Origin of the sequence: Flavobacterium commune (assembly GCF_001857965.1) — a bacterium.
GTDB classification, from domain to species: domain Bacteria; phylum Bacteroidota; class Bacteroidia; order Flavobacteriales; family Flavobacteriaceae; genus Flavobacterium; species Flavobacterium commune.
Genome location: NZ_CP017774.1, coordinates 612,579 through 628,952, shown reverse-complemented (window position 1 = coordinate 628,952; position 16,374 = coordinate 612,579). Strand labels below are relative to the sequence as shown.

General features: G+C 35.3%; 7 protein-coding genes. 6 read left to right on the top strand and 1 reads right to left on the bottom strand.

The features are described 5' to 3' along the window. Positions 1 to 75: 75 nt before the first annotated feature. A complete protein-coding gene (gene uvrA, locus BIW12_RS02595) occupies positions 76 to 2,883 on the bottom strand; it encodes an excinuclease ABC subunit UvrA (RefSeq protein WP_071183676.1) in 2,808 nt (935 codons plus the stop codon). Positions 2,884 to 3,081: 198 nt separating this feature from the next. Between uvrA and BIW12_RS02590 the strand changes: the two genes are divergently transcribed. The 6 genes from BIW12_RS02590 to bglX all read left to right on the top strand — a co-directional run bounded on the left by BIW12_RS02590 (position 3,082) and on the right by bglX (position 16,372). After that, positions 3,082 to 5,883, top strand: a complete 2,802-nt coding sequence (locus BIW12_RS02590) for a triple tyrosine motif-containing protein (protein WP_071183675.1) — start codon at positions 3,082 to 3,084, stop codon at positions 5,881 to 5,883. A gap of 244 nt (positions 5,884 to 6,127) precedes the next feature. Then, positions 6,128 to 9,175, top strand: coding sequence for a SusC/RagA family TonB-linked outer membrane protein (locus BIW12_RS02585; RefSeq protein WP_071183674.1), 3,048 nt, complete (start codon positions 6,128 to 6,130; stop codon positions 9,173 to 9,175). 11 nt (positions 9,176 to 9,186) lie between these two features. Next, a complete protein-coding gene (locus BIW12_RS02580; protein ID WP_071183673.1) occupies positions 9,187 to 10,719 on the top strand; it encodes a RagB/SusD family nutrient uptake outer membrane protein in 1,533 nt (510 codons plus the stop codon). Between the two features lie 4 nt (positions 10,720 to 10,723). Continuing rightward, entirely contained in the window at positions 10,724 to 12,349 is a 1,626-nt protein-coding gene (locus tag BIW12_RS02575) for a hypothetical protein (protein ID WP_071183672.1), read from the top strand. A gap of 11 nt (positions 12,350 to 12,360) precedes the next feature. Then, positions 12,361 to 14,007, top strand: coding sequence for a family 16 glycosylhydrolase (locus BIW12_RS02570; protein WP_071183671.1), 1,647 nt, complete (start codon positions 12,361 to 12,363; stop codon positions 14,005 to 14,007). A 64-nt stretch (positions 14,008 to 14,071) separates the two neighbouring features. Next, positions 14,072 to 16,372 carry a beta-glucosidase BglX gene (gene bglX, locus BIW12_RS02565; RefSeq protein WP_232227131.1) on the top strand — a complete coding sequence of 767 codons (2,301 nt, stop codon included), beginning with the start codon at positions 14,072 to 14,074 and terminating at the stop codon, positions 16,370 to 16,372. Positions 16,373 to 16,374 lie beyond the last annotated feature (2 nt).

Here is a 16,374-nt window from a genome sequence, read left to right as displayed (position 1 = left end):
ACCGCATGATTTAACCGCAGATTCGCAGATTTATATTTTTAATCTGCGAATCTGCGGTTCTTATTTTAAAGGTGTTCAAAGTTTTTCTTTGAGATATTGAGCGGTAATCGATTTTTTGTTTTTTACAATTTCTTCAGGTGTTCCTACTGCTAATAATTGCCCTCCGTTTTCTCCGCCTTCAGGTCCTAAATCAATAATCCAGTCGGCACATTTTATCAGGTCGAGATTGTGTTCTATCACCAATAAAGAATGTCCTTTTTCTATCAAGGCATCAAAAGAAGCTAATAGTTTCTTGATGTCATGAAAGTGTAAACCTGTGGTAGGTTCGTCAAAAACAAATAAGGCCTTGTCTTTAGTAGCTCCTTTTACCAAAAAAGAAGCCAGTTTGATACGTTGCGCTTCTCCACCAGAAAGGGTTGAAGAAGATTGTCCTAATTGTACATAACCCAAACCAACATCCTGCAAAGGTTTTAGTTTTTGGGTAATCTTGTTTTGTTTGTTTTTTTCGAAAAAAGCTAAGGCATCATCGATGGTCATTGTTAAAATGTCGTTGATGTTTTTGCCTTCAAAAGCCACTTCTAATACTTCTTTTTTAAAGCGTTTTCCATTGCAGGTTTCGCAAGGTAATTGCACGTCGGCCATAAAAACCATTTCAACATTGATGGTTCCTTCACCGCTGCAGGTTTCACAACGTCCTCCATCAACATTAAAAGAGAAATGTTTGGCCTGATAACCTCTTATTTTGGATAGTTTTTCTTTGGCAAATAAATCTCTGATGTCATCATAGGCTTTAATATAAGTCACCGGATTTGAACGCGAGCTTCTTCCTATTGGGTTTTGGTCTACATATTCAATGTGTTTTATTTGCGAAAAAGAGCCTGATATTTCGGTAAATTGTCCCGCTTTTTCTCCTGCATTATCCAGTTTCTTCTGCATAGCAGGAAACAGAATTTTCTTGATTAGCGTACTTTTTCCACTTCCGGAAACTCCTGTAATCACGGTAAGTACATCCAAAGGGAAAGTAACATCAATGTTTTGAAGATTATTTTCTCTGGCACCTTTTATTTCGATGTGATTTTTGAAAGTACGACGTCTTTTAGGTACCGCAATTTCTAAATCGCCATTGAGGTATTGTGCCGTGAGCGAAGTAGAATGGAGTATTTCTTCAAAATCACCTTGAGCGACTAATTCTCCACCAAAAGTTCCCGCTTCAGGACCGATGTCGATAATCATATCGGCTGCTTTCATGATGTCTTCGTCGTGCTCGACAACAATTACAGTATTGCCTAAATCACGTAGGGACAACAATACTTTTATCAAACGTTCGCTGTCTTTTGGGTGTAAGCCAATACTCGGTTCGTCCAAAATATACATTGATCCTACTAAACTACTACCTAAAGAAGTGGCCAGATTGATACGCTGCGATTCTCCTCCTGAAAGTGTGGCCGAATTTCGATTCAATGTTAAATAATCCAAACCGACTTCGGTTAAAAAGGATAAACGATTATTAATTTCGACCAAAAGTCTTTTGGCTATTTGTTTTTCGTATTCGTCTAATTCTAAATTTTTAAAGAAATCAACTAAATGTTTAATAGGTAAATCGACTAAATCAGAAACGGTTTTGCCATTTATTTTAACGTAAGAAGCTTCTACACGCAGGCGTTTTCCTTTGCAGGTCTGACATTTAGTTTTTCCTCGGTAACGCGAGAGCATTACTCGATTTTGTATCTTATAATTTTTCTCTTCCAGTTCTTTGAAAAAGTCATTCAGACCTTGGAAATAGGAGTTTCCAGTCCAGATTAATTCTTTTTGTTCTTCGGTTAACTGGAAATACGGTTTATGGATAGGAAAGTCAAATTTGTAAGCACTATTGACTAATTGGTCGCGGTACCAACTCATGCTTTCGCCACGCCAAGGGAAAATAGCATTTTCGTAAATCGATAAACTGGTGTTTGGAACTACCAATTCGGCATCAATCCCAATGATGTTTCCATAACCTTCACAGCTAGAGCAGGCGCCATAAGGATTGTTAAAGCTGAATAAATGCAGATTAGGTTCCAAGAACGTAATTCCGTCCATCTCAAAATTATTTGAATAATCAAATCGTTTTTCGGTGTTTAATTCCTGTAAATAACAGATTCCTTTTCCTTCATAAAAAGCAGTCTGTACGGCGTCGGCAAGACGGTTGTAGAATTCTTCCTCGTCTTTAACAACAATACGGTCTACAATCAGCAGAATGTCTTTGTGGTCAAAACTGTGTTTTTCGGTCACTTCTAACGAAGTTGAGAATTCGTCTAAGCGAACCGTTTCATTATTGACTAAAATTCTGGAAAAACCTTGTTGAAGCAATACTTTTAGTTTGTCTTCCAGTTGTCTTCCTTCTTCCAGGTGAATAGGAGCAAGGAGCAACCATTTGCTGTTAAGTTCCAGATTTTTTACATCGTTGATGACATCCGAAACCGTATTTTTTTTGACTTCACGACCCGAAACCGGAGAAAATGTTCTTCCAATTCGGGCATACAATAATTTCATGTAATCGTAAATCTCTGTCGAAGTTCCTACGGTAGAACGGGCGTTAGTGGTGTTTACTTTTTGTTCAATGGCTATGGCTGGAGCAATACCCTTAATGTATTCAACCTTTGGTTTGTCTAATCGTCCAAGAAATTGTCTCGCATAGGACGATAAACTTTCCACATAGCGACGTTGTCCTTCGGCATACAAAGTATCAAATGCTAAACTGGATTTCCCTGAGCCTGAAAGTCCTGTAATTACCACTAATTTATTTCGAGGAATGACAACATCGAGATTTTTTAAATTGTGTACCTGAGCCCCTTTGATTATTATATTTTTCTTTGGATCTATTTTAGAAAAGTCAACTTGCATAAAAAATATTGGATTTTTACAAAAGTAATCATTTTATGACTGAGAAACAGAGGTGAACAAATCCTAAATTTAGTTAAAATAAGTGGCTTTTGGATGGAGTTGAGTAAATTAGAATTGTGGAATTATTAAGTATTTATTTTTCAACAACTAATTGGATTTAGTTTTAAATTTACAATAGACCAAAAAAAAGACTTAGCCTTGAAAACAAAAATTACTTTCTTATTTTTTATTTTTTCTATTGCCGTTTTCTCACAAGATTTGCCTCCTATTGTGAAATACGTTCCTAGTAGTTATGGGGCAGGAAATCAAAACTGGATGATTTCACAAGATCAAAATCAGTTTGTGTTTTTTGCCAACAATGAAGGACTTTTAGAGTTTAATGGTTCGTATTGGAAATTGTACCCTTCTCCAAATGAAACTATTATCAGGTCAGTAAAAGTAATTGGAGATCGAATTTATACAGGTAGTTATATGGAATTTGGTTTTTGGAAGCGAAAATCAGATGGTTTGTTAGCATATAAGTCTTTAAGTGCTGCCATAAAATCTAAGATTTTAGATGATGAGCAATTTTGGAATATATTAAGTTATGATTATTGGGTTGTTTTTCAGTCTTTGAATCGGATTTATATTTATGATACACAAAATAATAGTTTTAAAATTATTGCGCCCAGTGCTAATATTATTAAAGCTTTTAAAACAAAGAATGCTTTTTATTATCAAACTAATAATGAAGGATTATTTGAAATTGAAGGAGGAAAGAGCAAATTAATTTCAGCTCATCCTGATTTGAAAAAAAATCGGATTGTAAATGTTTTTGAACAAGGAGATGAACTTTTAATTTTAACTCAAGGGGCTGGTTTTTATACTCTTTCAGAGAAAGAATTAAAGAAATTCCCAACCGAAATTGATGTTAATTTTGCCGACGAAAGTGTCTATAGTTGTGAGTCATTGTCTAATGGCGGCTATGTTATAGGAACGGTTTCAAACGGTATTTTTATCATAACCAAGGAAGGAAAAAAGAAATACCATATCTCTCAAAAGAAAGGTTTGAGCAATAATACCGCCTTATCATTGTTTGAGGATAAAGAAAAAAATCTCTGGATTGGTCTTGATAATGGGATTAACTGCATCAATCTCAATTCGCCTATACAGAGTTATGTGGATGATTCCGGGGTTTTAGGTACAGTTTATACTTCGCAATTGTACAATGGAAAATTATATGTAGGAACTAATCAGGGGTTGTTTTACAAGGATTATCAAAGTAACGATGAATTTCAATTTATAAGTGGTACAAAAGGGCAGGTTTGGTCCTTGTATTTGTATGATGGTACCTTGTTTTGCGGACATGATTTAGGAACTTTTGTGGTAACAAATGGAATTGTGAAGAATATTTTTTCCAAATCAGGAACCTGGAATTTTGTTAGAGTTCCCGGAAATAAAAATCTTTTGTTACAAGGGAATTATTATGGTGTTTCGGTTTTAGAGAAAAAAAATAACGAATGGGTTTTTAGAAATAAAATCAGAGGTTTTGATTATTCTTCTAAATATTTTGCTATTACTAAAGGTTTCGAAATCTATGTAAGCCACGAATACAAAGGGGTTTTTAGATTAGAAACCGATGCTAAACTTCAGGAAGTCAGAAGGAATTTTGCCTATAAAAATCCCAAAAAAGGGAAAAATGCCAGTTTGGTTCAGTTTAACAACGTAATCTATTATGCTAATAAAGAAGGGGTTTTTAAATTAAATAATGCAACAAAAGAGTTTTATAAAGAGCCGGTTTTGAGTTCTGTTTTTGAAAAAGACGAATATACTTCGGGTAAAATGATTGTAGATAATTCTAATAAAATATGGTTGTTTTCCAAGAATTATATTAGTTATTATGCTTCTAATAAGTTGATTAATAAGCTAAAAAGAAACAGTATTCCTATTCCTGCTTCATTGACAAATTCCATGTTAGGCTATGAGAATATTACTCAATTATCGCCTTCTACTTATTTTTTTGGAACTACGGATGGTTATTATACAATGAATATTAACGAATTGGCTTTCGAAAATTATAAAGTTTCTATTTCAAATATTAGTAGTAATACGCTAAATGGGTCAGTGAAAACTAATCCAATTCTTGAGGAAGGTCGATTTCCACATGATGAAAACAACCTTACTTTTTCATACACCGTAGCCGAGTACAATAAATATATTAATGTGGAGTACCAATATATTTTAGAAGGTTTTCAGGATCAATGGAGTGATTGGAATGTAAGGCCCTCAGTTAATTTTAAGAATTTACCATCAGGGGATTATGTTTTTAAAGTGAAGGCAAAATTGGCTAATTCGAATCTGGAAAACACAGTAACTTATCATTTTACCATTTTAAAACCTTGGTATGCTACTAATTTGGCTATTGTTATTTATATTCTTTTAGGATTTTTATCCATTCGATTAATTCATAAAGAATACAATAAATATTATCAACGTCAGAAAGAAAAACTGATTGAAGAAAATAATTTGTTGTTAGAGATAAAAGAGTTGGAAAATGAACAACAATTAATGCGTTTAAAAAATGAACAATTATCTCATGATGTGGATGAAATCAATAAAGAGCTTGCTGCTTCTGCTATGAGTTTGCATAGTAAAAATGAATTATTAGCCTTTATCCAGAAAGATTTAAAAAACAATGAAGAAAGTGATAGCCGAAGTATTAAAACCGTAATTTCTACTATCAATAAGAATATTACAGGAAAAGATTCCTGGAGTGTTTTTCAGGAAGCTTTTAATAAAACAGATAAGGATTTCCTGAAAAAAATGAAAGAGGCACACCCTTCCTTAACTGCAAATGATTTGCGATTATGTGCTTACTTAAGACTCAATTTGTCTTCAAAAGAAATAGCTCCATTGTTAAATATATCGGTACGAAGCGTTGAGATAAAAAGATACCGTTTGCGTAAAAAAATGGATTTATCACATGAACAAGGCTTGGTTGAGTATATTTTGACTGTATAGCTGACCTTTACAAAGACAGTAAAAACTATACATTACCACAACATTTGCTAAATATTGTGGTTTTTTTATGTTTTTTAATAAAAAATTAAGGATTCATTATTTCTTGTGTTTTCTTGTTTTTGTTGAATTATTGATAAATAAAAGTGTTTTTATTTTTATTGTATGTTTTTTGTAGGGGTTATTTTTAATGAATTAGCGTTTTAAGATTATAATTTTATAATTCACAATAAAAAACACAAACTATATGAAATCAAATTATCTATTAATTGTTTTTCTAATGTTTTCAACTTTGGTTTTTTCTCAAAGTTATGACATAGGTGGAACTGTAAAAGAAAAAAGTTCTGGTTTACCAATACCAGGGGTTAATGTTCAAGTTAAGAACAGCACTAGTGGTACCTCCACTGATTTTGATGGGAATTTTACTTTAAAGGGACTTCCATCGGGTTCCGTTGTTGTCTTTTCTTTTATAGGGTATAAAACTTTTGAATATTCCGTAACAGGAACTAACACTAATATGAGTATTACTCTATTAGAAGATTCAAAAGTGTTAGATGAAGTGGTTGTAATTGGTTATGGAAGCCAAAAAAAGAAAGAAGTTACCGGAGCAGTTTCTACTGTGGATAGTAAAACTTTAGAAGTATTAAAACCTGTAAGAATAGAACAAGCTTTACAAGGAACTGTTTCAGGGGTTAATGTTACTACTCAATCAGGATCTCCAGGTGCAGCATTGGATATCAGAATTCGTGGTATTGCTACTAATGGTGATGCCAAACCATTAACTATAATAGATGGTTATATTGGAGAATTGGGACTATTGAATCCTAATGATGTTGAAACCATCACTGTTTTAAAAGATGCACAGGCTGCCATTTATGGTTCTGCTGCGGCGAATGGTGTAATCTTAGTAACCACTAAAATGGGTAAAAAGAATTCTAAAGGTAAAATAGTATATAATACCTATGCTGGTTTCCAAGAAACTTCACGCACTTTACCAATATTAAATGCTACGGAATATGCTTTGTTGCTTAATGAAAGATATGCTAATAGTGGAAATGCAATACCATATACAAATGTTAGCGGATTTGGTAAAGGAACAAATTGGCAGGACAAAACGCTAAGTAAAGGGGTGCCTATCATTAGTCACGATTTGACTTTTTCGGGAGGATCTGACAAGATTACGTATTCTGTTAGTGGTTCACACTTAGATCAAGAAGGGATTGTAGGTGAATCAAAATCCGGATTTTTAAGAAATACAGCAAGGGTTTCTCTTGGTGCAGATGTTACTGAGAAGCTAAAGTTAAAAACAAATGTGATTTATACCTATTTTGACAGAAGAACCTTGCCTGAGAATAGCAATGCTTCCGTACTATTAAATGCAGTTAATGCGCCATCTAATCTTAATCCTTACGATTCATCAGGTAATTTTACGGTGTTTCCGGGAGGCTCCCTAGGAAATGAAATGATTAACCCTTTGGCTCAAATTGCTAATAGTTATAATGATTATAACTTTAAGCAAATAAATGGAAATTTTGGGTTGGATTATAAGTTCACTCCTGCTTTTGTATTAAGCAGTACCATTGGATTTAAAACGGCAAATAGTGAGTCTAAAAGCTTTTCTCCGATATTAGATTACGGTAGTGGTAAAGTGTTTAATACCACACGTAGCTCCGTCTCTCAAAATGCGGTTAACGACAACAACTATTCTTTTGATTTATTTGCTACTTATACTAAAACCATAGCTGAAAACCACAAATTGGTTGGTGTAGTTGGTAATACTATTTTTAAAGAATATGGTAACGGTTTATTTGCAACAGGTTATGATGTGCCTAATAATTCATGGGATTTTGCCGATATTAGCTTGGCTAACGGTGCTCCTCCTGCAGGAACAGTGCCTGTAAGTTCTTATGTATATGACGAAAGAAGGTTGTCTTATTTTGGAAGATTACAATACGATTATAAAGGAAAATATCTTTTGTCTGCCATGTTAAGACGAGATGCTTCAACCAAATTTGGTCCGGGAAATAAAGTAGGTTATTTTCCTTCGGTAACGGCTGGTTGGGTAATTTCTGACGAAGGATTTTTTGGTGAATCATCAATTATAAATTTCTTAAAATTAAGAGGAAGTTATGGTATAGTAGGAAATGATGCTATTCCTAATAATGGCTACATTTCTCAGCTTACGGGTGAAGCAACCTATGTTTTTGATGGTACTTTAATAAATGGTCGCGCTAGTGGTCAAATTCCGAATCCGAATCTTAAATGGGAAGAAGCTAAGAAATTTGATGTTGGAGTAGATATGAATTTGTTTGACAATAAAATAAATATAGTTGTTGATTATTTTATTGATACCAGAGCTGATTTATTAATCCCTGGCATTCCAGTTTCAGGCATATCAGGAGGGCAAGCACCCGGAGCTTCAAATCCTACGATTAATGCTGGAACAGTTAGAAATGAAGGTATTGAATTTGCTGTAAATTATAGCAATAGATTTTCAGATGATTTTAATATGAGTTTAGGTTACAATGTTACTATGCTACGCAACAATGTAACTTATATGGGGACACCATTTATTGCCGGTGGCTCCTTTGGAATTGGTCAACAAGCGCCTTCAAGAATGCAGGTAGGTCATTCCATAGGGTATTTTTATGGTTTGAAAACAAATGGTATTTTTCAAAATCAACAAGAAGTTAATGATGCCCCATCTCAGGTTGAGCTTGGAGTAGCGGCATCTCCGGGAGATATTAGATATGTTGATGTTAATGGAGATGGCAAAATCAGTTTTGATGACAGAACAGATATTGGAGATCCAATCCCTACAGCAACAATGGGTTTCAATGTGCAGTTTAATTATAAAGCACTTGATTTTTCGATGTACACCTTTGCTTCTTTAGGCAATAATATGGTTCGTAATTACGAGAGTGTTGCACCAGATGCCAATCGTTTAAATTATGTTTTAGGCAGATGGACTGGAGAAGGAACTAGTAATAGCGTTCCCAGAGTTACAACAGCAGCTACAACTAATAATTTGTTTTCTGATTATTTTGTTGAAGATGCGTCCTATGTAAGAATCCAAAATATCCAATTGGGATACTCTTTAAATCCAAATACAATAGAAAAAGTTGGACTAAGTAAGTTACGCCTATATGCTGGGGTTAATAATCTTTACACTTTTACAAAGTACAAAGGATTTGACCCGGGTGCTTCTAATGGTGCTCCTATAGGAGGTGGGATCGATTATGGTTTCTATCCTATTCCAAAAACGTATATGTTAGGTTTAAACATTAATTTTTAATTTATATTAAAATGAAAAAGTATCTATTTATCACCATAATGACGATAACTGTTTTTGCTACAATGACTAGTTCTTGTAGTGATGATTTTGTGAGTCGTCCTGTTCAATACTCTATCGATTCAGAGAATTATTTTAATTCTAAATCCGATTATGAAAATGCTGTAATTGCAGCCTATGATTTATTACAGTCCACTTTTATTAATGTTTTAATGGGAGAAATAGCCTCTGATAACACATTTGCAGGAGGAAACAGTCCAACAGACGTTATAGGCTACCAACAAATTGATCAAATGATTCATGGTCCTGTGAATGAAAATTTAAAACAACTTTGGGATTGGATGTTTGCAGGAGTTCAAAGAGCTAATTATATCCTTGAATTCAAAGATAAAACGGATTTTGAAGGAAAAAATAAAATTATTGCAGAAGCCCGTTTTCTAAGAGCTTACTATCAATTTGAGTTGGTAAAATGGTTTGGAGGTATCCCAATGAAAGGAGACGCACGTTTTTCCCCTGGTGATGAGACTTCAATACCACGTTCATCAGTTTCAGATGTTTATGCTTCTATCCAAAATGATTTAATTTATGCCGCTGAAAATTTACCTGCAACCCCTGCACAACAGGGCAGAGCTACAAGCGGTGCAGCTTTAGCCTTACTTGGAAAAGCATACTTGTATGATAAAAAATACGATTTAGCTGCCGAGACTTTTGGAAAATTAATTGCGACTGGTAGATACCATTTAGTTCAAACTGCTGATTTGACAACACAGCAAATAAATGCTGGTTTGACTCCTTTTGGAAGTATTTTCGAAGAATCGGGGGAAAACGGACCTGAATCTGTTTTTGAAATTCAGTACACAGATGTTGAAGGTGCCAGTTATGGACAATTACAATATAGCGAAGGAAATGTTGCAGTAGGTTTTGCAGGTCCTTTTGGATACGTTGGTCCTGTATTTGCTGATGGAAACAACTTTAATTTACCTACTCCAAAGATAGTTAGTGCTTTTGAAGCAGGCGATTTAAGAAAGGAGGTAACTATTTTAGATATGGTAGCATGGATAGCACAAAATCCAGGTACGAGTTACACCAAACAAAATCAAGATACAGGATATTTTAATAGAAAATACATACCTAGAAAAAGAAGAACAGAAGCAGCTGGGGATGTTAAATTGACAAGTCCAAATAATTACAGAGCTATTCGCTATGCTGATGTATTATTAATGGCAGCAGAAGCATACAATAAAAGTACAGCTCCAAATGATGCTCTTGCTCGAAATTATCTGAATGAAGTAAGACGTCGTGCTTTTGGGGATAACAACCATGATATTACTGCATCAGGAGCAGCCTTAGCTGATTTTATTCAGGCAGAAAGAAGAGTAGAATTAGCAGGAGAGGGACATCGCTTCTTTGATTTGGTTCGAACAGGAAAAGCGGCTCAGGAAATTCCGGGATTTACGGCTAATAAGAATGAATTATTTCCTATTCCAATTGAAGAGATTCAATTTGCAGCAGGAAACTGGCAACAAAATCCTAACTATAATAATTAGTACAATGAAAAAGATAAAATACATAACAAGTCTTATTGTAGCAGCTATGATTTTTAGTTGTTCAACCGAGAATGATCTGATTGATTTGGATACACTGGGTGCTCCAACTAATATTTCAGCATTAACTACTGTTACGCAGGATAATACAGGAAAAGTAACTTTCTTGCCTAAAGGAGAGGGAGTTACTAAATACGAAATATATTTTGGTGATGAAACCACAACACCGGCTTATGTGAATCCGGGGGCTACGGTAGATCATGTTTACAAAGAAGGAACGTATAATGCTAAAATTGTTGGAACTACTTTAAATGGAAAAAGAACTGAAGTCACTCAACAAGTTGTCGTTTCTTTTAAAGCACCACAAAATTTAGTGGTTACTATCGAAAATGATTTAGCTGTTTCTAAAAAAGTGAATGTTGTGGCAACTGCAGATTATGCCTTGTTTTATGATGTTTATTTTGGCGAGGCTGGAAAGCCAGATCCTATTTCGGTTAATAATGGAGAACCGGTTTCTTATACCTATCAAAATGCAGGCGTTTATACGATTAGAGTAGTTTCTAAAAGTGCAGCGATTCAAACCACTGAATTTTCACAGCAATTTACGGTAACTGTTGTGAATAAGCCTTTTACTTCGGCTCCAACACCACCTAATCGTCAGGCGGCTGATGTTATTTCTATTTATGGTTCAAAATATACGAATGTTGTCGGTACCAATTATTTCCCGGATTGGGGACAAGCAGGTCAGGGAAGCAGCTGGACAGAATTTGACTTAAATGGCGATAAAATGCTCAATTATATCAAATTAAGCTACCAAGGGATAGCATTGGCTGACGGAACAACCATTGATGTTTCCGGAATGGAATTCATTCACATGGACGTTTGGACTGCTGATTTACAAAAAATAGAAACTTCTTTAATCAGTAAAACCAATGGTGAAAAACCAGTAGTAAAGGATTTAACTGCAAATCAATGGACCAGTATTGATATTCCAATCTCAGCTTTTACAAGCCAGGGATTAACAGTAGCTGATATATTTCAATTGAAATTTGTAGGAACACCTTGGGCAGGAGGAAGTGTTTTTATCGATAATATTTATTTCTACAAAACACCTTCTGCTTTAATTGAAATGCCTATTGATTTTGAATCTACAACCTTAACGTATCCATGGGCAGGTTTTGGAGCAGCTGATTTTGGAGCTATTCCGGCAGCTGTGATTGATAATCCTGATAAATCGGGTAATAATTTATCCAATAAAGTAGTGAAAATTGAGAAACCATCAGGAGCACAGGTTTGGGCTGGAGCGAGTTTGAATTTAGATGCTAAAGTTGATTTTACTAAAGGAACTAAGGTGAAAGTGAATGTTTGGTCGCCAAAAGTTGGAGCTAAGATTTTGTTCAAAATGGAAGTTTCAACCTCTCCAAAAGATGGTAATGGTAATCCAACAGTTTTTGTTGAAATCGAAGCCACAACAACAGTGGCTAATTCATGGCAGGTACTCACGTTTGATTTGACAAGCTCAGCTGCGTTCAATACTGCTAATGCGTATGATAGAGTCATTTTGTTCCCTGATTTTGGTGTAAATGGAACAGGAACTACCTATTATTTTGATGATATCAAACAATCTAACTAAAACTACAAAAGATGAAAAATATATTAAGAAGCACAATTGCCATTTTTGCATTGTTACTGATGGTCAATTGTCAGGAGGATAATTTAGTTTTTGGAACATTAAGCGCTCCAACTAATCTAGATGTTACAGTAGAAATAGTTGGAAAAACTGATGCTCTGCCTAATGGAGATGGTTCTGGTACTGTTAAGTTTAAGAGTACAGCTGATGGTGCTATTTCCTATAAGTATATCTATGGGGATGGCGTTACAGAAAATTCTCCAGGAGGTATTGTAGAGCACGGCTTTACAACAGTTGGTGTTAATACTTATACAGTAACAGTAATTGCTTATGGTAAAGGAGGTTTAGCTACCAATGAAACAGTAGAAGTCACTGTTTTTAGTAATTTTAGCGATGAAAGATCTACACAGTTTCTTACTGGTGGTACGGCTACTGGAAAAAAATGGTATTTAGCTGCCTCCGAAAAAGGTCATCTTGGAGTTGGACAAAATGATGGTGACGCTACTAAAAATTATTTTGCTAATTATTACCAGGCAGAGCCTTTTGAAAAATCAGCTACTTGTTTCTATGATGGAGATTATACTTTTGCTTTGGTAAATGGTAAAATTGAATACAAACAAGATAACAAAGGAAATACCTTTTTTCACAACTCTTATAAAAGTGTTGCAGGCGGAACAAATGGTGGCGATGATGCTTGTTTAGCTTATAGTACAGCAGGTACTAAAATTGTATCTTTAAGTCCTTCCACTTCAGTTGTTTCTAAAAATCCAGCTGAGACAAGAGTAACTACAGGAACAGTGATGAATTTTTCTGATGGAGGTTTTATGGGCTATTATGCAGGAGCGACTCAATATGAAATTTTATCCATTACTGAAAATAGAATGGTAGTGCGATTAGTTCAAGGAAATAATGCAGCACTAGCCTGGTATCTCATATTTACTACTACTATACCAACTTCGTCTCCTGATCCAGACTATACTGTTTTAAAATTCTCAGATGAATTTAATACCGATGGCGCTCCCGATGCTACTAAATGGACTTACGATTTAGGAACCGGTACTGATGGCTGGGGGAATAATGAAGCACAAAGTTATACGAATGCTTCTGACAACGTAATTGTTGCTGGTGGAAGTTTGAAAATTACCGCTAAAAAAGTAGGTTCGTCTTATACTTCAGCCCGACTAAAAACAGAAGGGAAATTTGATTTTACCTATGGAAAAGTTGAGGTTAGAGCTAAGTTGCCCGTTGGTGGAGGAACCTGGCCTGCAATCTGGATGTTAGGGGCTGATTATGCTACTAATACGTGGCCGGCTTGTGGAGAAATAGACATCATGGAGCATAAAGGAAATGAACCTAATAAAATCCATGGTACTTTACATTATCCGGGTCGCTCAGGAGGAAATGGGAATACAAATACTACGACAATAACAAATGCTTCTTCTGAATTTCATGTATATAAAGCTGTTTGGAGTCCTGCGTCAGTAAAAATATATGTGGACGATGTGCTTTTCCATACGGTTACTAACGACAGTAGTTTGCCTTTCAATAAAGATTTCTTTATGATTCTAAATGTAGCCATGGGGGGAACCTTTGGAGGAACTATTGACCCGGCATTTACGCAATCTTCTATGGAAGTAGATTATGTAAGAGTGTACCAATAATCAAATTAAAAATGCAATTGAAAGGTCGAATAAAATCGGCCTTTTAATTAAAAACAGACAGAAAATGAGAGTAATAAAAACAATGTCATTTGTTTTCATTACCATTGCTATATTGAGTTGCAGCCAAAAAATAATAAAGCCCAATGTAAGTTTTGTTCCAAAAAATCAATTAGAAATGAGAGTTGACTCTGTTTTGAAATTGATGACTTTGGAAGAAAAAATTGGACAACTCAATCAATACAATGGTTTTTGGGAAATTACAGGACCTACGCCTAAAGAAGGTCAGGCAGCTAAGAAATACGCCGACTTAAAAAATGGTTTGGTAGGTTCGATGTTGAATGTGAAAGGAGTAAAAGACGTAAGAGCTTTACAGAAAATAGCAGTCGAAGAAACACGATTAGGAATTCCATTGTTATTTGGTTTTGATGTGATTCATGGGTATAAAACCATCAGTCCTATTCCATTAGCCGAAGCTGCCAGTTGGGATTTAGTAGAAATAAAAAAATCAGCTGCCATAGCTGCTGAGGAAGCGGCTTCTGTAGGGCTCAATTGGACTTTTGCTCCTATGGTAGATATTTCCCGTGATGCCCGATGGGGTAGAGTGATGGAAGGTGCCGGGGAAGATCCTTATTTAGGAAGTCAGATAGCAATTGCCCGTGTGCAAGGTTTTCAAGGCGATGATTTGAAAGCGAGAAATACTATTTTGGCTTGCGCCAAACATTTTGCGGCTTATGCTTTTGCTGAATCAGGACGAGATTATAATACAGTTGATATTGGCGAATCTACTTTGCAAAATATCGTTTTCCCTCCATTCAAAGCCGCTGTCGATGCCGGGGTTCGCACTTTTATGAATTCTTTTAATGAACTGAATGGAATTCCCGCAACAGGGAACGCTTATTTGCAAAGAAAAATCCTGAAATCCGATTGGGGTTTTGATGGTTTTGTGGTTTCTGACTGGGGTTCGATTAACGAAATGATTCCTCATGGTTTTGCTAAAGACAGTAAACATGCGGCCGAAATCGCTATTAATGCAGGTTCGGATATGGATATGGAATCCAATGCTTATGTGGAGCATTTAGCCACTTTAGTAAAAGAAGGAAAAGTAAAAGAAAGCCTAATTGATGATGCCGCCCGACGAATTTTGAAAGTTAAATTCGAATTGGGTTTGTTTGATAATCCTTATTTGTATTGTGATGAAAATTACGAAAAAGAAACCCTAGGAAAAGCGGCTTTCCAGGAAGGAGTTTTAGAAATGGCTAAAAAATCAATTGTTCTTTTGAAAAACGAAAAAGAGCTATTACCATTAAAAAAATCCGGTCAGAAAATTGTTGTAATTGGTGCTTTGGCAAATGATAAAACCAGTCCGCTGGGGAGTTGGCGCATCGCAGCCGATGATAATTCGGCAGTATCTTTATTAGAAGGATTACAAAATTATAAAGGAAACCAATTGAGTTATGTAAAAGGTGCCGATGTAACCGAAGGTAGAACCGAATTTATCTGGGAAACCAAAATTAACACCACTGACAAAAGCGGATTTGACGAAGCAATACAGGCCGCAAAAACTGCCGATGTAGTGATTATGTCTTTAGGTGAACACGGTTTGCAGTCAGGAGAGGGTAGAAGTAGAACTGATATTGGATTGCCGGGAGTACAACAGGAGTTATTAGAAGCGGTTTATAAAGTGAATCCGAATATTGTTTTGGTTTTAAATAACGGAAGACCATTAGCCATTCCTTGGGCCGATGCTCATATTCCTGCTATTGTAGAAGTCTGGCAATTGGGAACACAAAGTGGAAATGCCATTGCACAGGTGTTGTATGGAGATTATAATCCGAGTGGAAAATTACCTATGACTTTCCCCAGAAATGTGGGACAGGTTCCTATTTATTACAATTATAAAAACACCGGTCGCCCTTTTATGACAGAGCCCGATAGCGTATTTTGGTCGCATTATATTGACGAAAAAAATACGCCTTTGTATCCTTTTGGTTATGGTTTGAGTTATGCAAAATTTGAATATTCAAATTTAAGTTTAAGTCAAAAAGCATTTTCAGGAAACGAGCAAATTGAAGTTTCAGTAACGGTTAAAAATTCAGGAAAATACGCTGGAAAAGAGGTGGTTCAGTTATACATTCGTGATTTGATCGCATCGGTAACCCGTCCGGTAAAAGAATTGAAAGGATTTGAAATGATTGAATTACAGCCCGGTGAATCTAAAAAAGTAAATTTTACAATCAATAAAAAAACAATTGAATTTTATACTGCCCAATCAAAGTGGGAAGCAGAACCGGGGGATTTTAAAGTTTTTGTCGGAGGAAATTCAGTGCAAACTTTGGAAAATGATTTCCAATATTTAAACAACTAAAA

What these genes read in the sequence shown, in the direction of transcription:
- uvrA (WP_071183676.1), bottom strand. Translation starts at nt 2,883, where the DNA reads ATGCAAGTTGACTTTTCTAAAATAGATCCAAAGAAAAATATAATAATC.
- BIW12_RS02585 (WP_071183674.1), top strand. Translation starts at nt 6,128, where the DNA reads ATGAAATCAAATTATCTATTAATTGTTTTTCTAATGTTTTCAACTTTG.
- BIW12_RS02580 (WP_071183673.1), top strand. Translation starts at nt 9,187, where the DNA reads ATGAAAAAGTATCTATTTATCACCATAATGACGATAACTGTTTTTGCT.
- BIW12_RS02575 (WP_071183672.1), top strand. Translation starts at nt 10,724, where the DNA reads ATGAAAAAGATAAAATACATAACAAGTCTTATTGTAGCAGCTATGATT.
- BIW12_RS02570 (WP_071183671.1), top strand. Translation starts at nt 12,361, where the DNA reads ATGAAAAATATATTAAGAAGCACAATTGCCATTTTTGCATTGTTACTG.
- bglX (WP_232227131.1), top strand. Translation starts at nt 14,072, where the DNA reads ATGAGAGTAATAAAAACAATGTCATTTGTTTTCATTACCATTGCTATA.